The following is a 26,962-nucleotide window of genomic DNA, read 5'->3' as shown; positions in this document are numbered from 1 at the left end:
GTCTATTAATTTTTACATGGTCATTATATCATAAATTAGCAATAAAAATTATTTTGCGAATAATTATTTTTTTCCTATATTTAAGAAGAAACAATGATTTCTTTCTTTAAAATAAATGTACCACTAAAAGAAAAGAAACAAACCAAAAAATTATATTTAAAAAATAAATAAGTGAGAATAAAACGGAAATAACCAGTTCATTTCCAGTAGGTGTATACATGTATGATGAATGAATGGGCCTACATATGAGAAAAAGCCATGACGAAAATTATAACAAAATGAAAAATGTCCATAAAAAAACGAACAAACACTATTCCCTAGTATTTGTTCGGATTCTAATTTTGCCAATCCCCTTGTTCCACAGTAAGCTTATAAATCAGAGATAATCATATAAGTTGCATTTATTGGTCCATGTACACCGACGACTAAGTTCATTTCAATATCAGCAGAATTACTCGGTCCAGTTATAAAGTTAATACAACTAGGGATTACTCCTGATTCTTTTATTTTTTCGCGAATATAATCCGCTGCTTGTGTCATCCTCGGTACGATAGAACTTCTAGGTACAAGTATAATTGATTTTTCTGGTAAGAAACTTACTGTTCTTCCTTTATGTTTATCACTAAATAATACGACAGTTCCCGATTCTGCAAGGGTAATCTCGCTAATCGTTAAGCCGATATTCGCCTTTTCTGCTAGTGCGATATTTTCTGCTTCAGCTTCATGATTCCATTCATAGTACGCTACACCTTGCTTATGCAATTCATCAAGCTTAGATGTAACACCCCATTCTTTTAATCTACTATCACGCCAAGTTACGATGGATTCACCCCCGTAATCTGACACTCGGTCCTCTAATGTTTGCGGCAAGTTTGCTAAACTTGTTTCAATCAAATCCGTGTGAATTAATTTGCATTGGTTCTTTAAAACCTCAATTAATTGGCTCTGTGATGCCCCCTTTAATACCCGCTTTTGTGGTGCATATTTCCACTGCGGTTTTTCTATCTTCTTGCTCACTTCATCTTTTCCTAGACGCGCTGCAATTTTCTTAAGAAATATTTCTCTATTTTCTATCGCCATGATTCTTTTCCTCCTTGCTCCTTTGTTTAAACCAGTCACGAAATCTTTCTTTTTGCGGAGCAGGAAAATCACGAATTTCAGTCCATGCCTTTAACGGACCGACACCTTTTGTAAGCTTTGTGCCATCAGAAAATGGACCAACCGCCTTGGAAGCAAATTTCCCACCCATTTTATATAAGGCAGGAGAAGCTGCTCCAAGGCCGAAAGCTTTCATCGCTAATTTTTCAGAGATGGGTGCTTTTCCTTCTTTTTCAACAATGACTTGCCTATGTTTATGAAGGAGGTCATGCAAGGGTATTTTCACCGGACAAACCTCCGTACACGCCCCGCACAATGTGGAAGCATAAGGAAGCTCTTTATAGTCTTCATAACCCCCAAGTAATGGAGAGAGTACTGCACCAACTGGACCTGAGTAGATGGATCCGTATGAATGTCCGCCTACATGACGGTAAACGGGACAGACATTTACACAAGCGGCACAGCGTATACATTGTAGGATCGATTGGAATTCTCCACCTAAAATATTTGAACGACCATTATCAACAATAACTAAATGAAACTCTTCAGGACCATCCACTGCTCCCTCTTCTTTTGGACCACTTAAAACGGTAACATAACTTGGTAATTTTTGTCCGACTGCACTACGAGAAAGCATTCCTACCAATACTTCTAATTCTGTAAACGATGGCACAAGTCTCTCCATTCCCATTACAGTGATTTGTGTATCGGGCAAAGAAGTTGATAAGTCGGCATTTCCTTCATTCGTAACAAGACAAATTGAACCTGTTTCAGCGACGGCAAAATTACACCCTGTTATACCTACATCTGCTGTTAAATATTCATTTCTCAGCATTTTCCTAGCATGTTTTGTTAATTCCTCCGGTCTATCTGTTCCCTGGTAACCTAGTTTTCTAGTAAACACATCTTTTACTTGCTCTTTATTTTTGTGTAAAGCCGGAGCTACTATATGTGATGGAAGATCATGTTCATCAATTTGCAAAATATATTCACCTAAATCTGTTTCAATGACCTCACACCCAACCGATTCTAAATGATGGTTGAGATCGATTTCTTCTGTCACCATCGACTTCGATTTTACTACTTTCTTGGCATTTTTCTTCTTAATTACTCCTTTAATATAATCATTCGCCTCTTCTGATGTTTGCGCGAAGAAAACATGTCCGCCTAACTTTTCTACATTCTCACTTAGTTGAAATAGATAATAATCTAGATTTTCTAATACATGTTGTCTAATTTCTTCCCCATGTGCTCGCCATTCTTCCCAATCACCCAATTCATTGGCTGCATCTTGTCTACGCACTTCCAAGCGATCTTGCGCCCCTGAAACCGCCCCTCTCATAAAGCGATTTTCTAAACCAGATGTTACACGATCAGTAAATTGCTCATTTCCAATCCTCATTGGCATATCAATCACCCTATCCTTCTGTTCTACTATTTAATACTTCAGCAATATGCATCACTTTAACTGGTTCGCCCACGCGATCAATTCGTCCACCAATATTCATTAAACAACCGCCATCAGCGCCAATTAAAAGCTCTGCTCCTGTTTCATTAATATGGGCAACTTTTTCATCTACCATTTGTTCTGAGATGGCTCCCATTTTTACTGAAAATGTTCCACCAAATCCACAGCATTGACTTTTATTTGGCAATTCCTTAAACTCTAATCCCTTTACATGTGATAATAATTTCAACGGCGCTTCTTTTACACCTAACAAGCGTGTCATATGACAGGAAGTATGATAAGTAGCTTTTGCCTGATAGCTTGCGCCTACATCCTCCACTTTTAACACATCTACGATAAACTCTGTTAATTCATATGTTTTTTTAGCTAATTCTTTCGCTTGCGGCCCCCAATGTGGATCGTCTTTAAATAGTTGCTCATATTCATGAAACATATATGCACATGAACCAGATGGGCAAACCACATATTCAGAATGGCTAAAGGTTTCTATCATCCTCTTCATTGCATCCTTTGATTCTTTTACGTAACCACTATTGTAAGATGGTTGACCACAACATACTTGATTTTCAGGAAAATCTACCTCACAGCCTAGCCTTTCTAATAATTCTACAGTTGCTACTCCTGCTTTACTGTTAAACATATCCACTAAACAAGTAGCAAATAGTGAGACCTTCATCTTATAACCCCCTTATCGTGCTAGAAATAATCACATAACTACTACCTATCGTACCATTGTTTGTATATTTGTTAAATTCTAAATATTAATACGTACTATTCATAAGAGGAATAAAAGATATATGCTTTAAGGTAAAGAAAAGTTTCCCATGATAAGCTAGAGTATCAGGCATTATAAATGTGAAGAGAACGATGTACATATTCAATTATGTAGGCATGGTCAAATGAAGGGAACCCGGCAGAACCCCTTTTGCTCAGTTTTCATTAGAAATTTCTAGTTAGGAAGAAAATTCCTATATTTCATTCTTGCTAAAAACATTTTCTAGATCTGTTGTTCAAAATTTCACTTTTCTCAAAACTTTTTTATTTTCCACCAACATTTTAAGTATCTATTTCGTTATCTATATGAAGCTGAGAAGAAAAACTATCTTTCCATGGAATAAAGGTGATTGTATTGCAATCTATTTATTTATCATTGCGCGATGATTTATATAAGTTTGCTTCATCTATTGCTTATGATGAGCATGAAGCACAGGATTTGATCCAACAAGCTTTAGAAAAGGCCATGCATCTAAGTGATTTATCTTCTTGGCCAAAACATAAGCAAAAAGCTTGGTTTTACCGTGTCATGAAAAATCAACTGATTGATCAGCGGAGAAAATTCAAGCGAGAAATGAATATTGACCAAAATGAAGAAGTGATTTTACCTACCTTAATGAAAACCTCAATTGAAATGGTAGAGTTACTTAGCCAATTAACAGCTATTGAAAGTGATATCATTTTCAAAAAATACTGGATTGGCTTAAATAGTGATGAAATTGCTATAAAGCTCGACTTATCAGCTTCAACTGTTAGGTATCATTTAGCAAAGGCAATTAAAAAACTACGCAAGATTTTAGAGGAGGAAGAATGAATAATGGGACAAAAATATAGTAATGTCGGGGTTTTAAATCTTATTCAAGCGACTGAAGAAAGCATTCAAGATATTGAAAAGATTAACAATGTCGGATTACTCGTCTATTCGCAAAAGAATGCATACCTTGTGCCAAAATTAAATATAAAAAATATAGGTCAAACGATTATGGTCGAGAAGAATGTAAAAATGGCTAATGGTGTCTTCAAGGTTGATTCTGCATATTTAAAAATTGTGGATGACCATGAAATGGTATTTATCAATGGGGTGATCATTGTGAATGTAGATGTCACACTTGAAGAACTTCAGCAAAAGAACATTACATTTATTGTCAACGGTGTCATCTATTCTCCGCCTCACTTAAAAGGCGCAATCCAATCCAAACTATTAACAACAAATGGGACATTGGTCAGTTATAAAGGAGCAGAACCTAAATTAGAAAATGGGAACCTTCATTTAACAACAGGATATTTAGCCGGGCTAGATGAAGGCACAACTCTATTAGTTAATGGGAAAGTGACAATTGATGAGCATGTTGATTTAACATTATTGAAAGAAAAAATTGAGAGATTAGATATTAACGGCACAATCCATTATTATGATTTCCAACAATCTTTAATCTCAGGAAAATTAAGTATTAACGGTAAACAATTCATTATCCCAAAAGGGTATCAAGTACTCTCAACTCAAACCCATTTAAATAAACATAATATTAAGAGATATAAACAACACTTGATCTATACATCCAAACCGATATTTATTGATTCTACTGTAACTAGAGAAGGATTGAATGAGGCATTCTCTGCTATTCATTCATTATCTTATATCTTGTGTCCAGAAGGTACAGAAGATATTCTCTTTGAAAAATTAACGAATCTCGAAAATGAAGTATTTGTTTATGCTAAGAACTATATAGCAGTAAAAGAGGAGACATGGTTTTCGAGTAACTTTAAACAGTTAGATCCACAAACAACGGTAATCATACAAGGTCAACTAACAATCAATGACATGTTAACAAATGAAGATATTGACCATATCTCAGAAATTATTTTAGCAGGGGATATTTTAGTTGTAGATGAGTCAACAAAAGGGGTTTTAAAGAAAAAGATCAATCAATCTTTTAAAGGTGAAATTAATGTTGTACAAAAGCATGATGAGCAACCAGTAACTAATATTGGCGAACTTGTCTTATAAACCATGGAACATTTTCCTTATGAAATAGCAAAAATCAAAATAGAAGAATTGCTGAGTACGGTGGAAACACGCACTCAGCAGCTCCCTTCGCCATGGCAAACAAAAGAAATTCCCCGTTCCATATGGGAAATCAAAGGATACAATAGGTTATTTTTCTCTTATTGCCTATCAATGATCGGTCAATGGTTTGACATGGTAGCGATTATGGTCCTATTCGGGTATGTTTGGCAAACGAGTTCTTTTCTACTTGCTTTCATACCTATTGCTTATGCTTTACCACAAGTTTTGTTTTCGCAATTTTCTGGTATTTTTGTGCAGAAGCGCAATAAAATAATCCTTATGGGATGTGCTGATTTAGTAACGGTACTTCTTACAATCTTGCTATTCTTTGCAAGCACTCCCTGGTTAGCCCTCATTTTATTGGCACTTCGGTCTTTTGTCGGTACTGTTCACTTTCCCGCTCAACAAGGTTTAGTTCATGAACTCATTCCAGCTCATCTAAAACTAAAGGCTGTTTCTTGGAATGGGGGGGTGAATCAAGCAGCAAAAATCATCGCTCCATTAATAGGTGGCGCATTACTCACCTTATTACCTGCAAAACACTTATTACTATTTAATGCTTTCGCTTTTATGATCTCTGCATGGTTATTGTTTTCTTTGCGAAATATCATACGAACAAAAGCAAAGTATACGCAATTACGGAGTGATACTGTTGACAATACTTTTATTAATCAATGGAAAGCCAGTTGGCAAAGTTTATATCGTGCTCCTACTTTAATGATGGTCTTATCATTAAATATTGTAGGAATGTTCATTATCCAATTAGTGGACGCACAATTCCCTGCTTTATTTCACCTGATTGCACCAACAAAACCTGTATATATGACACTATTGATTGCAAGTATCGGGTGCGGTTCAGTATTTACAATCTATTTCATTAGTAAAAAAGAACGATTTTTGCGGTTAGAGAGATGGCTTAGTTTTGCCCTTCTTAGTCTTGGTCTAGGCTTTACTGGCCTTAGCTTTTTAGAAAAAGGCTTTTCCCTTAGCTATATTCTCCTCCTTGGTGTCTTATGCGGGATCGGAACTGGCATTTCTATTATTATTACTAACTATTGTATTCAAACAATACCAAAGGAAGACGAAGTGAGTGCCATTGCTGGTATTTATCAATCATTAACAAGTTCAACGATTTTTATCTCCCCTCTTGGAGGAGCCATTCTTATTCACCTTTTTGGGATTCAAAATATATTCTTAGTAAGTGGCTTAACTCTTATTATATTAACTTTTTTACCTTTTCTCATGAATAAAAAGACAGCTGCTTACTCATTTGTTAAAAGTCATAAAAGCTAGGTGCAACCATGTGTACCTAGCTTTTACTTAGATAAATTTTGTTTGATTTTTACACAAATAGGTAAATAAGTAGGGATAGAATAACAAGAGTGTTGATCATGTTAACAAGAGCGGAAGAATTTCTTTTTCTTCGTAATTTATACTATTTAAAAACTCCTACAGAAAACACTCGAACATCAAAGAAAGATAAAGGAGCAAATAGCTGAGAAGATTCTATTAATAGAAAGGGTTATACAGTTTAAGATTAAAAGCTAGATTAGATTGGACAACACTTCTGCCCTAAATTAGCATATCTTTTCATTTATCATTATATATTTTTTCTCATCGTCACATCTCTTGAGCGATTGAGGTTAAGTTCTCTGCTGTAAACGCGACTTCTTCAAATCCTTTTCCTAAAACATGGACTACGTTAACAATTTCATCGATTTCTTCCATAATCTTTTGATTCTGATGCATCGTATCTTTCATTGTACCAACAATATATTCAAAATGTTCTTCTGTCGCTTTCATATGAGACTGACCGTTTTGAACAGTATTACTTACTTCTTGAAGTGATTCACTTAATTTATTAATTTGACCATTTGTATTAGCGATTAATTGTGAGACATTTTCTACAGATGATCTTGTTTGATCAGACAGTTTTCTCACTTCCTCTGCTACTACAGAAAACCCACGTCCATGTTCCCCTGCTCTAGCGGCCTCAATAGCAGCATTGAGTGATAAGAGATTTGTCTGACTCGATATATCCGTTACAATTGTCGTAATTTCATGCATTTCATCCATCACATATAATAAACTTTTTACATCTTTTTTAATGTCTGCAACAGAGTCGACAATCGTCAACATTAACTCACCTTGTACATTGATAAATTGCTTGCCGTTTTCAGCATAATCCTTCGCGCGTAGAGAAAAATCTTGCCCCTTCTCAGCATGGTCAACTATCTCTTCTGCTTGAGCAATTAATTCTTGGAAAGATGCATTCGTTTCTTCAGAAATGGCAGCAAGGGTTTCGGTTTCTGTTGCCACATTCCCCCGTATTTCTTGCTTCTTTTCTTCTTCTTTTGCTTTTATTGCCTCCATTTCTGTATCGTAAGCCTCTAAGACTAGTTGTTGTTCGAAGCTGAAAATTTTCGTAATGGCAGCAATTAAAAGGCAACAATCACGAGATGTAAGATCCATCTTTTCAACAAGCTGGATAATCGATAATAATAATCCTTGGAAGGCAGACATATACCATTTCGTTTGTAAGCCTATTTTTACATGTACATGGGCAATCCTTAATCGCTTCACCACATACTCCTCATTTATTATTCCGGCAAACATTTCTTCAATATGTCTCATCAACGTTCCTTTCAAACGCTCTACCGTACTATAATCTTCAATAATTTTAATAAGTGATTGCTCTTTAAATATATTATCATAAAATTGATTGACTAATTGTTCACTGTTCGTATGAATGATTGGCTGAATCTTGTTTATGAGACGTAAATCAGTTTCAGTTAAATTGATTACATCTAATTGTCGTGCAAACTTAGAGGCATTACCAAGATCCAATACACCCTTCCCTTCATCAACCACTTCATTTAACTTTTCACGCGAACTTTTTTTAAACAAATTCATGAATGTTTCCCCCGAGTAATTTTATAGGTATATTATACTATTTATATCGGTTGTTTTTGAAATGATTCCACATTCCTACATAAATATAAATATTCACCTAAATCAAACTATCCAGAAATCTTTTTAACATAAAGGAACATTTCAATTGTAAAAAGTTGAAATAAGAAAGTGGGAATAAAAAATAATCACGAAACAGTTCAACGAAATATGAACTGCTCGTGATTGATTTGATATACTTTTTGGTCCTTTAAACACCTAAATGAACTTTTAATAACTCTTCATTATGCAATAGCTCGTTGGGAAGCCCTTGCCAAACGACTTCTCCCTTGTTTAAAATAATCACTTCATCTGCTACACAACAAGCTAAATCAATATTTTGTTCCACAATTAACATGGATAATCCCGTTTTCTTCACATCTAAAATGATATTTTTGATTTGTTCAATAATAACAGGTGCCAGTCCTTCAGATGGTTCGTCCATTAATAAGAAGTCTGGATTAAGCAGGAGCGCACGGCCAATGGCTAGCATTTGTTGTTGGCCTCCTGATAATTCATTGCCCATATTCTCTTCACGTTCTTTTAATATCGGAAATAATTGATAGATTTCTTCAATTGTCCATTGTTTTTCACTAGATGTACTTTTTCTTTCAGCTATTAATAAATTTTCTTTCACCGTTAAAGAAGAAAAAACCCGTCTCCCTTGAGGTACAAGACCCACACCAGCTTTGGAAATATGATTAGGTGTTTTACCAATAAGCTCTTTATCCTTGAACGCAATGGCACCTTCTTTAGGAACAACTAGCCCAGCAATAGAATGAATCGTTGTTGTTTTGCCTGCACCGTTTCTACCGAGAAGGGCAACACACTGACCCTTATTCACCTTTAAATTAACACCATGTAATATATGGCTATGACCATAATAAGAATGTACTTCCTTTAGCTCAATCATGACTCAAAGCCCCTCCTCCAAAGTAAATTTCTTGGATCATTTGATTTCCTCGAATTTCTTCAGGGCTAGCGGTCATCATCGCTGTCCCATGGTGGAGGACAGTGATTTTATTAGCCAAACTAAACACAACTTCCATATCATGTTCAATAATAACCAAAGTAATACTTTCAGGTATTTTTTTGATTAGTTTAACAAATCTACTTGTTTCTGTTGGCGACATACCTGAGGTCGGTTCATCTAAGAGAATAATTTCTGGATTTGTGCTCAAGGATAAAATAATCTCTAATAAACGTTGTTCACCATAGGAAAGTTCTTTGACCAATACAGCACGCCGATCTATCATTTCCCATTCTTCTAGTAACCGACGACATTCTGCTGCTAAATCAGTATAATTCTGCATAGGTTTTATCATATTGAGGCGGTATTTTTTTTTGCCCATAATCGCTAAACGTACATTTTCTTCCACTGTTAATTCCTCAAAAAGATTGTTCTTCTGAAACGTTCTCCCCATCCCCTTCTCAGTTCTTTTAAAGGAAGGGATATGATCAATACGGTCGCCAGCTAAATACACTTTTCCTGAAGATAATGGCAATGTACCATAAATACAATTAAATAATGTTGTTTTACCAGCTCCATTGGGGCCGATAATCACATGACGTTCACCCTTTTTTATTTCGATATTGACATCTTTTAGGATATGCAATGCCTTAAATGATTTATTTAAGTCTTCAATTTTCAATAATGTCATTAGCTAGCTTGCTCCTTTCCTTTAACCTGTTTATCTACAGGAGCATTTCTAGATCTAGATGGTTTAAACAACTTTAAGCCAAATGTCGTAACAAACTGGATAAGGTGCAATATGCCTCCTCTTTTTAGAAGAACAATTGCAATGAATAATAATCCTAAGATGAGCGGCCAACGATCCGTCATCGTACTAATATAGTTTTGCAGGAAAACAAATGCCCCAGCACCTAATGCCGGGCCAAAAACTGTACCCAGACCGCCAATAAAGACCATGATCATTACTTCTGCACCCATATGTACACTGAAGAGTGCCGGAGAAACAAATTGAGTTTTATAAATGTATAAACCCCCAGCTAAACCAGCCATACTACCGGCAATTAAATAAGCAATCATTTTATAAGTCTTCGGATTATAGCCTAGAGCAATCATTCTACCTTCATTCTCCATCATTCCTTTTAGCACTTTGCCTGCTGGGGCATTAACAAAAAGTTTCAAGAGAAAATAAGAAAGAACGAAGAAAAATCCCATCATATAAAAAAGACCCATATTAGAAGTAATCTCTCCAAAACCAAAATTAGCTGTTACACTGGCACTATAGCCATCATTTCCTCCCCAGAACTTCATTCTTGAAGTAATCAAAAATAAGACTTGAGTAAAGGCTAATGTAATCATTAAGAAGAAGACACCTTTATTACGAATAGCAATATAACCTGTAACGATTGAGAAACAGAGTGAGATGAGGATCGCTGCACCTAAAAGTAAATAGATATTTGCTGTATATTCACTCAAAATAGCAACTGTGTAAGCACCTAAACCAAATAGTGCACAATGTCCTAATGATGGCATTCCTCCAAAACCCATAATCAAACCCAAACTCATTGCAAAAATAGCGAAAACAAGAATTTCTGTTGATAAATACACCAAAAACGGAGAAATGAAAAGTGGCAGAATTAAGATAGTAATAAGCAACAGACCGGTTGATAATAATGCTTTTTTCATGATTCCACCCTTCCGAATAAACCTGTTGGTTTAACCATTAAAATTGCGACCATTAATATGAAGATGAAAGCCATCGCAAACGTAGGCATATAAATTCTTCCGAAAATATCGACAAACCCAACAATCATTGAAGCGATAAATGCACCTTTCCAACTGCCTAAACCACCAATAATGACGACAATCATTGAATTAACAAGAATCTCCCATTCCATCATCGGGTACATTCCAAGTATTGGTCCGCTAAGCACACCCCCGAAAGCAGCCAGAGCAGCACCAAAAATAAATACCCCTGAAAAAATAATCTTCACATTAAATCCAAGTGCTGATACCATTTCCATATCATCTACACCTGCTCGCACAATCATTCCTACTCTTGTTTTTGCTTCAAAATACCAAAGGACGAAAGCAAATAGGATACCCATAGCAATGACGAACAGACGATAAGCAGGAAATGTCATACCCGCAAAATCTAGTGAAAAATCAAAGATTGCTGGAACTGGAATGGAGAGAAAATTACCACCCCAAATCCATAAAGCTAAATCACCAAGTACAAAAACGAGACCAACAGTTAGCAAAACCTGATCGGTTTCACTCCCATGCACTCTCGATATAAGTAATTTTTCAATAATAAGAGCAAAAATGGAAATCACAATAACCGCCAAAACCATTGATAGCCAAAAATTCATTCCGCTCCTTGAGAACGTATAAGCCACATATCCCGCGAGTATAAAAAATGATCCATGGGCAAGATTCATAATCTTCATTAAACCAAAGATAATAGAGAGACCTGCCGCCATTAAAAATAACAACATAGCATACGCCAATCCTGAAACGGTGTTAGCAATAAAAAATTCCACTTGTTCGACTCCCTTCAGAATAAATACCTTTTCCTCGGCATTTTTTTATGGGAAAAGGCATTTATGATACATCATGCCTCATCCCTTTCTACTCCTTTACAAGTAATACTCCCTCTTAAATATTATTTTGCTTTCTCGTAACCAGGATCTTCTGCCGGCATTTGCACTTTTTCATACGTACGAACGAGTTCAAAGACGATTTCGCCATCTTTCTCTACACCTTTTAAAATATAGTGATTTTGGATTGGATGGTTCGTTTTAGGATCTAACTCAATTGGTCCACGAGGGCTATCAAATGACAAACCAGCTTTTAAAGTGTCAATAATATCGCCAACTTCTGTACTACCCGCTTTTTGAATGGATTCAGACATCACTTTAGCCGTGTCATAGCCGTTAATCACATAGTTGTCAGGCACTTTATCATATTTCGCGGTATAATCTTCAACAAACTTTTTGTTTAACTCATTTTCTAAACCAACATGATAATGAGACAGTACATAACCATCAACTACCGCATCCCCCACCGCTTCAACTGTTGATGGGGCATTCAATACAGAGCCGCCATCGACAAGTGCGTAATTCTCAGCTAATCCAAATTCCTTAAATTGTTGCACAAACCTTGGACCGTCTGCTCCAGGTATAAACATATAGACAGCATCAGCATCATGCTGTTTAATTTGATTAATATAAGAAGAAAAATCACTTGTGCCTGAAGGTGCCCAAAGAATATCTAACACTTCTCCCCCATGCTCCTTAAAATTAGCAGAAAAGTCAGTTGCCTGTTCATGCCCAGCCACATAGTCAGAAGCAATAACGACAGCTTTTTTACCAATATTCTCGGCCATATCAACACCTAAGGTGCCTGCATAATTAAGAGATGAAAAACCAATTCGCCAAACATAATCACTTTTTTCTCCCCATGATAAGCTATTACCTGAACCGACTACATTAATGATTGGTACACGTTTGTCCTTTTCAGCAGCTTCTGTGAGTGCATATGAAATACTACCAATGGTACCTCCTCCAAGGAAATCCACTTCCTGATTCAGGGTTAACTGTTGATAGTTTTTCAACGCTTTTTGAGGATCTCCAGCATCATCCTCGAAAAATAATTCTACTGGTCTATCACCAATTTTGTTATCATTCTCTTCGAAGAAAAGCTCTACCCCTTCTTTCACCCCTTCACCCATAAAAGCAAAATTTCCTGTTAAAGCAAGTGTAAAACCTAATTTAATTGGTTCACCTTCACCATCTCCTGACGCTTGTCCACCACCACTCCCACACGCTGTTAAAAACATACTTACAACGAACATAATAGCCAGTACTAACCTTTTGTTTTTCTTCATTTACTCTTCCCCTTTTATTCATAATTTTAAGACCATTAAAACCACACTATCCGACAGTTTTGTTTTAAGTAGAAAACACTGTTGTTACAGTGCTTACTTGTCATTTATTATAGTGGATAGAAAAATAGATGAAAAGACTTAATTTTTTATAAATTAATTATATTCTGAATAAAGTTTTATTAATAAATCTTTCTACTCAATAATTTTTAATAAATCATTGTTTTCTATATAACTTTTTATTATTTAACAAAAGAAAATTACCATATATTTTTTATAAATCGCATGTTAAGACATCTTACATTTCTAGTAATATACTAATGGTTTTGGAAAAATCATCACAGCTATAAAAAATTAAGAAAGTATTTATGTTTTAAATAAAAAACATAGATACTCTCTTAATACATAAATGTAAAAGTAAGATGTATATCATCAACCTCTTCTGACAAATCCATTAATAGTAATGAATCGATAGCTCTACATATATCCAAAGTTTTCAGACCTTTTTACACAAATAAATAACGTCTAGGTTCACTTTTGTTTACATGGGCTTATACACATTATTTTTCATGATCATATGGACAAATGTCCAACCTATTTTAACCTAAGTGAATAGGATGTAAAGACAAATTACCCAAGGAAAGGAATGACTAGTTTGGAGCAGCTTATTACACCATGGGATTTAGATGAAACATTAGGTGATTTATATGTACCACCATTTATTGAGGAAATGGCTCAACAAGTGATCAAACAATACAACTTTAATGTGAGTAGCATGGAAGTTATAACAACAAAAGCAGATAAGGGTGGACTAATATGGAAAATCAATACGAACAAAGGACCCAAAAGTTTAAAAATACTCCATCGGAAACCCTCCAGGAGTTTATTTAGCATTGGTGCACAGGAATATTTAGTCCATGAAAAAAAGGCTAGAATACCAGCGATTGTAAAGACAAAATCGGGTAGCAATATAGTGGAAATGGGAGGAAAAATCTGGTTTGTCGCCGATTGGATTGAACCTCTCTATCCAGTATCCGCCGATATTGAAGGAGCAAAGCTATTGAGTAATGCTATTGGAGAATTCCATCAACTTTCCAAAGGATATGTTCCTCCTAAAGGGGCAGAAAATGCTTCAAGACTTTTACGGTGGCCAAATGCATATAAAAAAGTCGTGAGAAAAATATCTTGGTTTAGGAATGTAGCCAATTTATATTCAGAATTGCCCACGAGCAAGACCATTCTAAATACGGTAGATATGTTTGAGGAACAAGCAAAAAAAGCGTTAACTATGCTAGAGCAATCTTCTTATCAACAAATGGTGACAAAAGGAAATAAAGAATGGGGATTAGTCCATCAGGATTATGGATGGTCGAATGGACAAATGGGACCTGGGGGCATGTGGATCATCGACCTTGATGGTGTAGCATATGATTTGCCTATTCGAGATTTACGCAAACTCATTTCTGGTTCTATGGATGATCTAGGAAGATGGGATATTAATTGGATTGTAGGAATGCTGGAAGCGTACAATGAAGCTCACCCTATCACTGACGAGTTGTTCGAAATTCTATTAATCGATTTTTCATTACCTAATTTATATTATAAAAATGTAAAAGATATGTTATTCGAGCCAACTATAGCATTAAATAGTGAATTGGATTCTGTTGTCCAACGAATCGTAGAAATAGATAAGACCAAATGGCCCATTCTTGAGCAATTACGAAAAGAATGGAGAGGGGGAAAAAGAAAATGAAAGTACTAATTGTCTGTACGGAAAAACTCCCAGTCCCACCAGTAAAAGGTGGAGCCATACAAACATTCATCGCTGGAGCTATTCCAAACTTAAGTAAAAACCATACTATTACAATAATAGGAAGAAGCGATAAAACCTTACCGGATAAAGAAATAAAAGATGGGGTTCATTATGTAAGGGTCCCAGGAGGATTATTGGAGACATATCAGGAAGGGGTTGTCAATTATCTTAAAAACAATACCTTTGACTTAATTCACATCTTTAATCGCCCTCGCCTAGTATTGCCGATACGGGAAGTGGCACCAGAATCACGTCTTATATTGAGCATGCACAATGATATGTTTAAGAGGGAAAAAATCGAGCCTGAAGAAGCTCAAAAAGCAATTGATCAATTAGATAAAATTATTACCATTAGTAATTATATTGGTAATGAAATAGTAAAGCTTTACCCTGATGCCCAACCTAAAATTCAAACCATTTATTCAGGTGTGGACTTAGAACGCTTTGTTCCAACGTATTCTGCCAAGGGTAAAAGAATTAGAGCTTCCATGCGGCAAAAACACAAGCTCGAATCGAAAAAGGTGATTTTATTTGCAGGGCGGCTTTCAGTAAACAAAGGAGCAGATACCCTGTTACGATCTATGGTGGATTTAGCTAAAAAGCATCCTAATGTGGCTTTGGTTTTAATGGGGGGTAAAGGTTTTAGTGATAATAGAATGACCGATTACATTGCTTATATTAAAGCGATTGCAGACCGCCTTCCTATACCAGTTATAACGACTGGCTTTGTTCACCCTGATCAAATTCAAGATTGGTTTGCTGCTGCAGATATATTCGTTTGTCCTTCTCAATGGGAAGAACCTTTAGCTCGAGTACATTATGAAGCAATGGCAGCAGGGTTACCCATTGTGACAACTGCCCGTGGTGGAAACCCTGAAATAATCGAGATTGGAAAAAACGGGTTTATTGTTGAGCAAGCAGATAATCCTCAAGAATTTGTCACTCACTTATCCAAATTACTTTCTAGTCCTTCCCTCTGTAAGGAAATGGGTCAATATGGACGTAGCTATGCAGAAAAAAATCATAATTGGAATCGAGTCATCGACGATATTTCCCAAGTTTGGAGCGGGATTGAATATAAAATTAAAAATAACGTTGACATTAGCAGTACTTCAAAAATGAATGACGAGAAAGAAGAGCAACTGTTAACCAAAAAAGCAGTAGCTGAAAAGGTCTCGCCTCTAGAGAAAAAACATACCCGACCAAAACAAAAGCAGCCAATTAAGAAGATTACTACTTCTTCCATACCATGGCTTAATAAAGAAATAATCGCTAATAAAGCAAGCAACTATTGAATCTTAACAAAAACATCCTCATAAATGACAAAGCCGTTGAAATTTATGATTATAAAATTTCAACGGCTTTGTTTGATTTAATAAAAATAAGGATAACTTCTGATAAAGTTAAGTTACCACAACAACATAAAATCAGAAAGAAGGGTCCTTCTTTTTAAAGATTACACACTAGATTTTGCTTTATTAACTGCCAAGGATTTACATGATGTTTCTTAAACATTAAAAAGGATGAGCATAAGGGTTGCTAGCAACTCTAACTCAACCTAATTTTGTTAAATGATTAAAATCGAAAGAGCGGCAACCGGAACATATTACGAAAATTGTCTTTGTTTTGTTTTGGCATCAAATCAGAATAAACGTTGGTTAATCGGCTGGCCACATGATGGAATTGAAAATTTGCTTCCACTAATTCTCTTGCATTTCGTGTCATTTTATTTACTGCATCCGGGTTCTTTAAATAAAAATTCATTCCTTTTGCAAATTCACTCACTTGATCATACTTTTCAATTAAATAACCTGTTTCTTTATGAGAAACGATCTCTGCATTTCCTCCCCTATTAGTTGAGATAATAGGGATACCAGCAGCAAATGCTTCATAGTGTACCCTAGCTAAGGGTTCTTGCCATTGTGAAGAACAACAGAAAATATCACTCATTAAAAAGATATTCGAAATTTCACTTGCCGGAATAAAATTCGTAAAGATAACTTTGTCACCTAATGGTTCAGCTAGTTTCTTCAAATTACGAACATAGTTATTTATTCCATCATCACTAAACCACTTTCCCCCAGCTATCACAAGTACTGTATCAGGGTGTCTTTTAGCAATAGCCTTAAAGGCGGCTATTAGAAGATGAGGACCCTTATTTTTAGTAAGCCTTCCAACAAATAATATGACCTTTTTCTCTCCGATATTGTATTTTTGTCGATATTCTTCTCTAATTTGTTTTCCTTTCTCTGACCAGACAGGAGGATATTCTAATAGATCTACCCCTGAGTACACTACTTTTGTTTTTGATTCCGCTTCTGGAAACCGCTCCACAACCGTTCGTTTTATATATTCACTAACGGTAACAATCCTTTCCACAGCGTTTACAATTTCCTTGCCATTCTCTAATGATACTTTTTTTTCAGCAAGCATATCATTATGAAGTCCTAAAACAAATTTACTTGATGGGGAAGCCTTTTTGTAGAGAGGAATATTTAAAGGACGGTTAAAAACATGAATAATGTCGAACCTTTTTTCAGTAAGTATTTTAGCAATATCCATTTCATAACTTTCAGGTGGTAACCGAATGTATTGCACTTCGTTACGTACTTCATTATCAGGTAGAGATGGATCAGTGACAGAGAAAATAGTTAGGTTATATTCTTTACTGAGAAAAGGAACTACACCGTCAATCATCATTTGAATAGCACCTCCCTTTATAGCAGGAGAAGGGAGTTTTTCTGTACAAATTAAAGCAAGCCTCATTACTCTTCCTCCTTGTAAATAATTCTTAAATCATTTATTTCTCGGAGAAGCCCTTCTTTTAACGGCACAACTGGCTTATATTGAAGAATCTTCCATGCTTTTGAAATATCTGCCCAAGTATGTCGTGGTTCTCCACGTGTTTGCCCGATAAATTCCACAGTCGCTTTTTTACCTGTTAGCTCTTCTAATATTTTAATGACATCCAAGATCGATTTCCGTTCTTTACCACCGATATTTATTGTCTCTCCAATGGTATCCTCTGCATATAGAGCAGCGAAAGTTCCTTCTACACAATCTTCTACAAACGTAAAATCACGTGTTTGGTTGCCATCCCCGTATATTGGAATAGATTTATTCTTTAAAATGCATTCAATAAATCGATGAAACGCCATGTCAGACCGTTGCCTAGGTCCATAAACAGTAAAGTATCGAAGTATAGTTATTGGGAGACCATCATTTTCACTGTATACCTTACATAAATACTCTCCTGTCAGCTTCGTTACCCCATAGGGAGAAAGTGGCGAAAGCGGGCAATCTTCTGAAACCATACCAACCTTTTCTCCATATACAGAAGAGGTAGAAGCGTAAATAAACTTCTTTAAAGGAATATTTTTACAAGCCTCTAATAACCGTTGGGTGACGAGAATATTATTTTCTTCATATAGTTTAAAGTTGTTACCCCAGCTAGAACGAACACCAGGTACAGCAGCTAAATGATATATCACATCATCTTTGCTAAGAATTTCACTCCAATCAATGCCTAGTAAATTCTTATTTATAAATTGAAAACGTGGATGGATCAACAGATTTTCTATATTTCTTAGTTTAATTGACTTCTTGGAAGGATCTATAAAGCCGTCAATGCCAATAACAACATTCTCTTCTTCCTTTAATAACCTCTCACATAAATGAGAACCGATAAACCCAGCGGCTCCTGTTACGATAATCCTCATTGTCTCGCCACCCCAATATATTGAAGTTGATGGTTTCTTACAGTTTTAGGGTCAATAATATTCCGGCCATCCACTAAAATATTCCCCTTCATTAAATCATGTACCATTTTCCAGTCTACGGTTTTAAACTGGTTCCATTCTGTAGCAATGATTAATGCATCTGCTCCTTTAATAGCGTCATACATATCTTGATGAATGGTAATGGCATGTTCAAAAGAATGAACAATAGGATCATAGGCGTGGACCTCTGTCCCTCTTTCCAATAATTTCTCAATTAACAATAATGACCTTGACTCACGTATATCATCTGTGTCGGGCTTAAAAGCTAAACCCCAAACGGTTATTTTTTTTCCATCCAAGTTGGTTAATTTATTTGTTAATTTATCAATATATAAATCAATTTGAGAGTCATTGATATTTTGAACAGCCTTTAACATCTCCGGATCGATATTTTTCTGTTTCGCAGCGTATTCTAATGCGCGAATATCCTTTGGAAAACAAGACCCACCATAACCTAATCCTGCATTTAAAAAATAGGGACCAATTCTAGTGTCTGTCCCTAACGCTTTTGCAATTTGAGTAACTTCCACATTATAGGCGTCGCAAATACGGGCGATTTCATTCATGAATGAGATTTTTGTTGCCAATAAAGCATTATTGGCATATTTAATCATCTCTGCTCCCGTTAATGAAGTAAGAATAAAAGGAGCATCTAACTTCTCATAGAGCGTTTTTATGATTTTCATAGATTGGGGGCTTTTTCCACCCACAACAATTTTATCTGGATTCATCATATCAAATACAGCATTTCCTTCTCTAAGAAACTCTGGATTGGATACAACATCGAACAGACGAGAGTCGATCCCTTTTTCTATTAAAGTTTGATGTATCCATTCATTTGTACCTGGTAATACCGTACTTTTAATAATAACTGTTTTATGAGAGGTTATCGTCTGTACTAGGGTGTCTATGACTTCGTTCAAAGCAGTTAGATTTTGACTCCCATCCTCATTTGTGGGGGTGCCGACTGTAATATAAAGAATTGGGCATTCTTTTATCACGCTCTGAATATCGGTTGAAAAATGAAGGAGACGTCTTTTTTTATTTCGAACAATCAGTTCCTTTAAACCTGGTTCATAAATAGGGATGTCTCCCTTAATTAATTTCTCTATTTTCGATTTATTCTTATCAACACAATAAATCTCATGACCTAAGTCAGCCAACACAGCACCAGTAGTTAAACCTACATACCCTGTACCAATGACACATATTTTCACCATTATCATCCTTACTTGCTCATGTTAAAAACATCAATTTATCATTATCTTATTTAGCTTCAAACAAAACGTGAAAGCGGGAAAAGGATTTAGGATAAAATTGAAAAAACAAAAACTAGATGGTTATGTACCTTTTCTTATTGGACAAATTACCAAGTAAAATATATTAGATTAATATATAGAAAGTGAAGAGGAGAGGTTTAAGATGAAGACAATAAAAAAAGCAATTATTCCTGCTGCAGGTTTCGGTACGAGAAATTTGCCAATAACAAAGGTGCTTCCCAAAGAAATGTTTCCGATTGCAGGTAAACCAGCCATACAATATATTATTGAAGAAGCGATAGAATCAGGAATTGAGGAAATCTTAATCGTGGTATCCCGTAACAAAAATATGATTTTAGATTATTTTGATCGATCTCTAGAATATGAAGCCTTTTTAGAAAAAACAGGAAAGCAGCATTTATTGAAAAAAATTGTAGGACCTGCTATTTCTATTCAATATGTCCGTCAACCCTTTGCAGATGGACTAGGTACTGCAATACTTTTAGGTAAAAGATTTGCGAATAAAGATCCTTTTGCTGTTCTTCTTCCTGATGATATATTTTTACAAAGTAGGCAACCCGCTTTACGAGAGCTTTTAGACGTATACGAAAATTATCAATCTACAGTAATTGCGCTTGAAAAATTGCACGAAGAGTTATTAAAAAACTACGGGGTAGTGAAAGGAATTAATTTGAAAGATAATACTTATGAAATTTCTGATATTGTAGAGAAACCCCGCTCCACTCCGCCATCTAACTTAGCCGTAAGTGGGAGATACATTTTTGAACCATCTATTTTTTCATATTTAGAAAAAGGTGAGAAAGGAGTTGGAGGTGAAGTTCAACTAACCGATGCAATACAAAAATTATTAAAGTTAGAAAAGTGTTACGGTGTGGAAGTATCTGCAAAACGCTATGACATCGGTACGGATAAAGGATATTTCAAACTTATTCAAAAATTAATGAGCCATTCTGAAAAAGAGGATGAATAATCATCGGTTAAATCACTTGAATTATCCTGTCATTACATGCACATTCATTATTAGAGTAAGACACAACGAATGCATTTTAACGATTTATGGAGATTCCGCAGCCTGATCTCAACCGTGTTTTGTTTAACAAACTAGTCCAATAAAAATTAAACTTGAAAGCGATTCAAGAGGATTTATCTAGGGCTGCCTTCAAATTCAGCACCACCGACGAGGCATACTCGTATGCGGTCGAATCCCCGTCCATAGGGACCTTTCATACTCTGTTTCCCCCCTTTGCACACCAATATGACTCCCATCTAAAATACTGAGAGTCTATACCAGATCATTAAGTTGATTTCTAAGATAATGATTGCGTTGTAAAATAAATTGCAGGATAAATGCTGGCTCTTTATCAAATAATTCTATGGCATCCTTTTTATATGGATCTAATGCTATATAGGGACGTAATAGATTATAAAGATTAGTAATTCTTGGTTCAAATTCCGAAACGGTAAAATAATTCTCTAATATTTCTTCTAAAAGTATGCGGTATTGAACACGGAATTCCTTTACATCAAGAAGTCTTGCAGTGAGTGTATTAAAACCTTCAATAGGTACTCGGTTAAACTTCATAACCCGTCCATTCCAATCTCTGCCAAATGTTGCATCGAAATCCCAAGGGATCATTTCATACAATCCTGTCTCACCATTTCGATAAAGTGCATAATTTTGAATAAAAGCATCGTAGTTTTGTGTGCAAATCACACCACACAGCCAAATGAAATATTTTTTGACATCCAAGTACTTTATAATTTCTTTGCCAAATTCATTACGTGGTATCGTATTAATTTTTATTATTAGCTTTTCTAAATCAAAATCATCCTCGCTATCCCCTAATTTACGAAAATACCCTGCAATCAGGGAAGATTTGGGCTCTCCTTTCGTAGTTAATAAAGAAAAATTAGTTTGATGATTGGTTGCATAATAAATAGGTCCATTTGAAAGTTGTCTTTTTTGTAAAAACAGATCATCGACAGATTCAAGCTGTAAGTAAACTCCTGAAGGTCTTCCATTAACCTCAATGAAAACATGCCTGCAATCAGGGGAAAGGCTCCCAATTTGCTTAAAAAAATCAAAAGATAGCTTATTTCGAATAAGAGAAGGATCGCAATACTCTGCATTGAAGTGAACTTCACGTCCGAAAAATTCTTCATTATATGTGCCAAAATCAATTTTGTAAGATTTTTTTCTTAATTTCCGTGTATGATTTCCTCGATAAGTAATACCGATATCGAATGGATGATTGTTTATAACTAATTTGGCAGGAATTAATTCCTCATGCCAAATATTTTTTTCCAAAAATTCTATTAGTTCCGGTTGCGCAGAAATACTTAAAGTAGGTATCGTATTCTTCTGCATCTTATATCATCGCCTCCCTCACTTTACTCATTATCATATGAAAAAAATAAGGCAAATGATTATTAATTAATTGGAAGTTTAGAACCAATAAAAAATTTCTTCATAAAATAAACTACCTTAAATATTAAGGATTATTATTGGAAGGTGGTTTTATAGATGGGGAAAGACGACGTAAAAAAGCTCCTTAAGGAAGCAAAAGACGCTGGAAATGAGGAATTCCTAAGTAAAAATCCAGGATCAAAAGGTAAAGATAATCGTCCTGGCTCTGGTTCTGGCTCCGGTTCAGGTTCTGGCTCTGGTTCTGGTTCTGGCTCTGGCTCTGGCTCTGGTTCTGGTTCTGGTTCCGGTTCTGGCTCTGGTTCTGGTTCTAGCTCTCGTAAATAACCATTAGACTCCACAGTTTGATAAAGTATTTAAATAGTAATAAGTTAATATAGTGTCGCTACAAACTAAAAAAGCAAGAAGTTGATGTGGTCATTCTGACGTAGTTAAAACGCGATGAATCACATCAATTCCTTGCCCAAACACCTTGTTAAATCAAGGTTAATAAGGCGACACACTCCACGTGCGCCGTTTGTGGAAACATGTCTACCGGCTGTATGCTTTTCACTTTATATTGACGGTGGAGAAAATCGATGTCTTTTGCTAGTGTAGATGGGTTACAAGACACGTAAACCAATTTTTTCGGTTTGACTTGTTGAATCGTTTTTAATAATGCTTGATCTAAACCTGTTCTTGGGGGATCGACAACGATAACATCTGGACGAAAGCCTTCTTTCACCCATTTAGGTAACCATTCTTCTGCCTTACCCGTTACATATTTAGCATGTTTCACTCCATGTTTAGCTGCATTTCTTTTTGCATCTGCAATTGATTCCTTAATGATATCCATTCCTCGTATTTCTTTTGCTTGATCTGCCAACCATAATCCAATTGTTCCTACTCCGCAGTACGCATCAACAATCGTTTCTTTACCAGTTAAATTGGCTGCTTTTTTGACTTCATTATACAATTTGACGGTTTGCTCAGGATTGAGTTGGAAGAAAGTACGTGCAGATAATTCAAATTGGATATCCCCTAACATTTCATATATAAACGTTTCACCCGCAAGTGGTATAGTTTCATCTCCAAAAATGAGAGATGTTTTTTGGCCATTGACATTTTGGATAATCGAACGTAAATTGGGAATCCGCTTGGTAGCTTCTTCTACTATGAGTGAAGATTTTGGGAGCTCTTTTTGTCTTGTAATGAGCACAACTTGTACTTCCCCGGTCTTCACGCCTACTCTTGTCACAATTGTCCGGATATCACCTTTACGTGTGCGTTCATTATACGCACTAATGTTTAAATCTTGAAGAATACGTTTCATCGTATTCGTTACATATCGTTTCTGGCTTCTGTACGATGCATTCATCAATATCAATTAGCTGATGCGAATTCATACTATATAACCCGGCAATCACTTCACCTTGCTTCACCCCTACTTGGAATTGGCTTTTATTCCGGTATCTCCAAGGATCCTCCATTCCGATTGTTTGTTTTATATGAATGGTGCTTGGATCTATTTTGGTATGTCTCTCCAGTGATTGAATAATCATATCCCTTTTTTCTATTAACTGACGATCATAACGAAGATGTTGTAACTGGCATCCGCCGCACTCACCGAATAACGGACATGGTGCCTCTACTCGGTAAGGAGAAGATTTCCTGATTTTTTTATCTTTGCTTCTGAAAATTTCGGCTGAACATTTGTAACCTCTACGACAACCTCTTCATCAGGCAGAGCACCAGGAACAAAGACAACTTTCTTTTTAAAATATCCGACGCCCTCCCCGTTAATCCCTAACCTTTTGATTGTTAAAGGAAACCGTTGCTTAAGTTTTAACTGAACGGCAGTTTCTTTTTTACGATTCGTTTGTTTATTCAAAAATAATCACTCCACAGTTATTCGATACTACGCCATAAATAGTAGGTGGCGTAACTTAAATAAGGCGTCCAGTCTTTTGCATATAATTCCATTTGTTCGTAGGAAGGTTTCTTGTCCAATTGATAAAGCTGTTTTAACGCATTTTGCAAGCCAATATCTGCCATTGGATAAAGATTCTCTCGACCTAAACCAAACATCAAAAAATTCTGCACTGTCCATGGACCTATGCCTTTTAATTTAATCAGTTTATCATGAATTTCACGATCTGACAGTTCTTTTAGTTGCAATAATGATAATTGCTTTTCTGCCAACTCTTTAGCAATGCCAATAACATACTCCGATTTCCTCCCACTGAATTGTAATGCTCTTAAATCTTCAATGGTTAAATCAGCTACTGTTGCAGGATCAGGATAAAACCAAACACCATCTATCTCATACCCAAACTTTTGCACAAACCTCATTGTAAGCGTATAAGCAAATTTCATATTCAATTGTTGATGAACAATACATTTGAGGAGCGAACCAAATAAATCAAAATCCAACACAAAAGGTGTTCCATAATGAGCAAGAAAAATATGGCGTAAATCCGTTTTTAGAAAATGTTGATGAACACCTGCTAAAGGAATATTCCAACGAAAAATCTCAGTTAATCTAACCAACGCTTCTTCATTAGTTGCTTCATTTAATCCTGTAATATGAAATTTTGGTTTGTTCGTTGTACCCAAACCTGTAATCGTAACGACGATGGATTCATTTTGTAGCTTAAGAGGTACCTTTAACATTCTCCTTTCCCGATTAACCCATAGAAGTGGGTCACTTGATAAGCGACTTAAAACAGCATCAAAATTATATGGACCAGCTATTTCTTTTATTATCTCCATTCTCCGTTCATCCTTCACTGTTTTGTCTTGTATTATACTAAGTACCTTTTTCGATCCTTTTTACAACTGTCCTCTACCAAGACGAATACTTGTTCTTATACGTAATTATAACAAGAATTTTACATTTATTTAATGGGGATTTTTACTTCTTATACTGTATCTATATTTATGTTGCTTAAAAATTTTGATGGAACTTTGTTGGCTTTGTTTTTCTCTTTTTTATGGCTAATAGCTCCGGGGCAATTTCTGTTTGCTTGGTTTTTCTCTTTTGCATGGCTAATAGATCCGGAGCGTTCTCTGTTTGCTTCGTTTCTCCCTTTTGCATGGCTAATAGATCCGGGGCGCTCTCTGTTTGCTTCGTTTCTCCCTTTTGCATGGCTAATAGCTCCAAGGCACTCTCTGTTTGCTTTGTTTCTACCTTTTTCATCGCTAATAGATCCAGGGCGCTCTCTGTTTGCTTCGTTTCTCCCTTTTGCATGGCTAATAGATCCAGGGCGCTCTCTGTTTGCTTCGTTTCTCCCTTTTGCATGGCTAATAAAACCAGGGCGTTCCCTGTTTGCTTCGTTTTTCTCTTTTGCATGGCAAATAGATCCGGAGCGTTCTCTGTTTGCTTCGTTTCTCCCTTTTGCATGGCTAATAGATCCGGGGCGCTCTCTGTTTGCTTCGTTTCTCCCTTTTGCATGGCTAATAGCTCCAAGGCACTCTCTGTTTGCTTTGTTTCTACCTTTTTCATCGCTAATAGATCCAGGGCGCTCTCTGTTTGCTTCGTTTCTCCCTTTTGCATGGCTAATAGGTCCAGGGCTATTTCTGTTTGCTTTGTTTCTCCATTTTTCATCGCTAATAAAACCAGGGCTATTTCTGTTTGCTTCGTTTTTCTCTTTTGCATGGCAAATAGATCCAGGGCGCTCTCTGTTTGCTTCGTTTCTCCCTTTTGCATGGCTAATAGGTCCAGGGCTATTTCTGTTTGCTTTGTTTCTCCATTTTTCATCGCTAATAAAACCAGGGCTATTTCTGTTTGCTTCTGTTTTTCTCTTTTGCATGGCAATAGATCCGGAGCGCTCTCTGTTTGCTTTGTTTCTCCCTTTTGCATGGCTAATAACCAAGGCATTCTCTGTTTGCTTCGTTTCTCCCTTTTGCATGGCTAATAAAATCAAAGCACTCTCTGTTTGCTTCGTTCCTCTCTCTTGCATGGCTAATAAAACCAAGGCACTCTCTGTTTGCCTTATTTCTACCTTTTTGCTAATAAATCCAGAGTGCTCTCTGTTTGCTTCGTTTCTACCTTTTGCATGGCTAATAAAACCAAGGCGCTCTCTGTTTGCTTTGTTTCTCTCTTTTGCATGGCTAATAAAACCAAGGCGCTCTCTGTTTGCTTCGTTTCTCCCTTTTGCATGGCTAATAAAACCAAGGCGCTCTCTGTTTGCTTCGTTTCTCCCTTTTGCATGGCTAATAAATCCGGGGCGCTCTCTGTTTGCTTTGTTTCTACCTTTTGCATGGCTAATAAAACCAAGGCATTCTCTGTTTGCTTCGTTTCTCCCTTTTGCATGGCTAATAAAATCAAAGCACTCTCTGTTTGCTTCGTTCCTCTCTCTTGCATGGCTAATAAAACCAAGGCGTTCCCTGTTTGCTTCGTTTCTCCCTTTTTCATGGCTTATACTCCAAGGCACGCTATATTTGCTATTACAAATCGAAAACACCTACAAT

23 protein-coding genes and 1 pseudogene are annotated in these 26,962 nt (G+C 36.1%); 7 read left to right on the top strand and 17 right to left on the bottom strand.

What is annotated here, in order from left to right; all coding sequences use genetic code 11:
* Positions 1-369: 369 nt before the first annotated feature.
* Genes MHH73_RS06315 through MHH73_RS06305 form a run of 3 tightly spaced genes read right to left on the bottom strand, consistent with a single transcriptional unit; the run spans position 370 to position 3,242 of the window.
* A complete protein-coding gene (locus tag MHH73_RS06315; RefSeq protein ID WP_191815914.1) occupies positions 370-1,080 on the bottom strand; it encodes a LutC/YkgG family protein in 711 nt (236 codons plus the stop codon).
* Positions 1,064-2,506: a LutB/LldF family L-lactate oxidation iron-sulfur protein gene (locus MHH73_RS06310; protein WP_191815912.1), complete on the bottom strand. Its 1,443-nt coding sequence runs from the start codon at positions 2,504-2,506 to the stop codon at positions 1,064-1,066. The genes MHH73_RS06315 and MHH73_RS06310 overlap by 17 nt, the downstream gene beginning before the upstream one ends.
* 10 nt (positions 2,507-2,516) lie before the next feature.
* Positions 2,517-3,242: a (Fe-S)-binding protein gene (locus MHH73_RS06305; protein WP_191815910.1), complete on the bottom strand. Its 726-nt coding sequence runs from the start codon at positions 3,240-3,242 to the stop codon at positions 2,517-2,519.
* A 444-nt stretch (positions 3,243-3,686) separates the two neighbouring features.
* Here MHH73_RS06305 and MHH73_RS06300 point away from each other — a divergent pair, with 444 nt between their 5' ends.
* From MHH73_RS06300 to MHH73_RS06290, 3 genes are read left to right on the top strand one after another with little or no spacing between them, the layout of a single operon-like run.
* Positions 3,687-4,154: an RNA polymerase sigma factor gene (locus MHH73_RS06300; RefSeq protein ID WP_318245500.1), complete on the top strand. Its 468-nt coding sequence runs from the start codon at positions 3,687-3,689 to the stop codon at positions 4,152-4,154.
* Positions 4,155-4,157: 3 nt separating this feature from the next.
* Positions 4,158-5,348 carry a hypothetical protein gene (locus tag MHH73_RS06295; RefSeq protein WP_191815908.1) on the top strand — a complete coding sequence of 397 codons (1,191 nt, stop codon included), beginning with the start codon at positions 4,158-4,160 and terminating at the stop codon, positions 5,346-5,348.
* A 60-nt stretch (positions 5,349-5,408) separates the two neighbouring features.
* The gene (locus tag MHH73_RS06290; protein ID WP_191815906.1) at positions 5,409-6,701 is read left to right on the top strand and encodes an MFS transporter; all 1,293 of its coding nucleotides are present in this window, start codon (positions 5,409-5,411) and stop codon (positions 6,699-6,701) included.
* 327 nt (positions 6,702-7,028) lie between these two features.
* On the opposite strand, the gene MHH73_RS06285 is transcribed toward MHH73_RS06290, so the two are convergent.
* The 6 genes from MHH73_RS06285 to MHH73_RS06260 form a co-directional block, all read right to left on the bottom strand.
* Positions 7,029-8,321: a globin-coupled sensor protein gene (locus MHH73_RS06285; protein WP_341065609.1), complete on the bottom strand. Its 1,293-nt coding sequence runs from the start codon at positions 8,319-8,321 to the stop codon at positions 7,029-7,031.
* Positions 8,322-8,568: 247 nt separating this feature from the next.
* The gene (locus tag MHH73_RS06280; protein ID WP_191815901.1) at positions 8,569-9,270 is read right to left on the bottom strand and encodes an ABC transporter ATP-binding protein; all 702 of its coding nucleotides are present in this window, start codon (positions 9,268-9,270) and stop codon (positions 8,569-8,571) included.
* Positions 9,263-10,018 (bottom strand): ABC transporter ATP-binding protein, encoded by a 756-nt coding sequence (locus tag MHH73_RS06275; RefSeq protein WP_191815900.1) that lies wholly within the window; start codon positions 10,016-10,018, stop codon positions 9,263-9,265. The genes MHH73_RS06280 and MHH73_RS06275 overlap by 8 nt, the downstream gene beginning before the upstream one ends.
* Entirely contained in the window at positions 10,018-11,013 is a 996-nt protein-coding gene (locus MHH73_RS06270) for a branched-chain amino acid ABC transporter permease (protein WP_341065605.1), read from the bottom strand. Before MHH73_RS06270 ends, MHH73_RS06275 begins: the two co-directional genes overlap by 1 nt.
* Positions 11,010-11,870, bottom strand: a complete 861-nt coding sequence (locus tag MHH73_RS06265) for a branched-chain amino acid ABC transporter permease (protein ID WP_341065602.1) — start codon at positions 11,868-11,870, stop codon at positions 11,010-11,012. Before MHH73_RS06265 ends, MHH73_RS06270 begins: the two co-directional genes overlap by 4 nt.
* Before the next feature lie 122 nt (positions 11,871-11,992).
* On the bottom strand, positions 11,993-13,216 hold the full coding sequence (locus MHH73_RS06260; RefSeq protein WP_341065600.1) for an ABC transporter substrate-binding protein: 1,224 nt from the start codon (positions 13,214-13,216) through the stop codon (positions 11,993-11,995).
* Positions 13,217-13,868: 652 nt separating this feature from the next.
* Between MHH73_RS06260 and MHH73_RS06255 the strand changes: the two genes are divergently transcribed.
* Together MHH73_RS06255 and MHH73_RS06250 are read left to right on the top strand one after the other, a co-directional pair.
* Complete coding sequence (locus MHH73_RS06255; protein WP_404826108.1) at positions 13,869-14,966, top strand: CotS family spore coat protein; 1,098 nt, start codon at positions 13,869-13,871, stop codon at positions 14,964-14,966.
* A complete protein-coding gene (locus MHH73_RS06250) occupies positions 14,963-16,321 on the top strand; it encodes a glycosyltransferase family 4 protein (RefSeq protein ID WP_191815891.1) in 1,359 nt (452 codons plus the stop codon). The genes MHH73_RS06255 and MHH73_RS06250 overlap by 4 nt, the downstream gene beginning before the upstream one ends.
* Positions 16,322-16,601: 280 nt before the next feature.
* On the opposite strand, the gene MHH73_RS06245 is transcribed toward MHH73_RS06250, so the two are convergent.
* From MHH73_RS06245 to MHH73_RS06235, 3 genes are read right to left on the bottom strand one after another with little or no spacing between them, the layout of a single operon-like run.
* Positions 16,602-17,792, bottom strand: a complete 1,191-nt coding sequence (locus MHH73_RS06245; protein ID WP_341065596.1) for a glycosyltransferase family 4 protein — start codon at positions 17,790-17,792, stop codon at positions 16,602-16,604.
* Positions 17,792-18,745: an NAD-dependent epimerase/dehydratase family protein gene (locus tag MHH73_RS06240; protein WP_191815887.1), complete on the bottom strand. Its 954-nt coding sequence runs from the start codon at positions 18,743-18,745 to the stop codon at positions 17,792-17,794. The genes MHH73_RS06245 and MHH73_RS06240 overlap by 1 nt, the downstream gene beginning before the upstream one ends.
* Positions 18,742-20,022, bottom strand: coding sequence for a UDP-glucose dehydrogenase family protein (locus MHH73_RS06235; RefSeq protein WP_191815885.1), 1,281 nt, complete (start codon positions 20,020-20,022; stop codon positions 18,742-18,744). Before MHH73_RS06235 ends, MHH73_RS06240 begins: the two co-directional genes overlap by 4 nt.
* 205 nt (positions 20,023-20,227) lie before the next feature.
* Here MHH73_RS06235 and MHH73_RS06230 point away from each other — a divergent pair, with 205 nt between their 5' ends.
* Entirely contained in the window at positions 20,228-21,055 is an 828-nt protein-coding gene (locus MHH73_RS06230; RefSeq protein WP_341065594.1) for a UTP--glucose-1-phosphate uridylyltransferase, read from the top strand.
* Positions 21,056-21,367: 312 nt separating this feature from the next.
* Here MHH73_RS06230 and MHH73_RS06225 read toward each other — a convergent pair whose 3' ends face one another.
* Positions 21,368-22,453, bottom strand: a complete 1,086-nt coding sequence (locus tag MHH73_RS06225) for a CotH kinase family protein (RefSeq protein ID WP_191815881.1) — start codon at positions 22,451-22,453, stop codon at positions 21,368-21,370.
* A gap of 156 nt (positions 22,454-22,609) precedes the next feature.
* Between MHH73_RS06225 and MHH73_RS06220 the strand changes: the two genes are divergently transcribed.
* Positions 22,610-22,837 carry a hypothetical protein gene (locus MHH73_RS06220; protein WP_341065591.1) on the top strand — a complete coding sequence of 76 codons (228 nt, stop codon included), beginning with the start codon at positions 22,610-22,612 and terminating at the stop codon, positions 22,835-22,837.
* Positions 22,838-22,985: 148 nt separating this feature from the next.
* Here the strand turns inward: MHH73_RS06220 and rlmD are convergent.
* From rlmD to MHH73_RS06200, 4 genes and pseudogenes are all read right to left on the bottom strand, one after another.
* A pseudogene (gene rlmD, locus MHH73_RS06215) lies at positions 22,986-24,380 on the bottom strand (23S rRNA (uracil(1939)-C(5))-methyltransferase RlmD).
* A gap of 17 nt (positions 24,381-24,397) precedes the next feature.
* A complete protein-coding gene (locus MHH73_RS06210) occupies positions 24,398-25,261 on the bottom strand; it encodes a DNA-3-methyladenine glycosylase family protein (protein ID WP_341065589.1) in 864 nt (287 codons plus the stop codon).
* A gap of 175 nt (positions 25,262-25,436) precedes the next feature.
* The gene (locus MHH73_RS06205) at positions 25,437-26,369 is read right to left on the bottom strand and encodes a hypothetical protein (RefSeq protein ID WP_341065587.1); all 933 of its coding nucleotides are present in this window, start codon (positions 26,367-26,369) and stop codon (positions 25,437-25,439) included.
* Positions 26,370-26,489: 120 nt separating this feature from the next.
* On the bottom strand, positions 26,490-26,906 hold the full coding sequence (locus MHH73_RS06200; RefSeq protein ID WP_341065585.1) for a hypothetical protein: 417 nt from the start codon (positions 26,904-26,906) through the stop codon (positions 26,490-26,492).
* Between the last annotated feature and the right edge of the window lie 56 nt (positions 26,907-26,962).

The organism is Cytobacillus sp. FSL K6-0265 (assembly GCF_038003465.1).
Taxonomy (GTDB): Bacteria; Bacillota; Bacilli; order Bacillales; family Cytobacillaceae; genus Cytobacillus; species Cytobacillus stercorigallinarum.
Note: the sequence above shows the minus strand (reverse complement) of the source record. Positions and strands in the feature narration are given on the sequence as shown.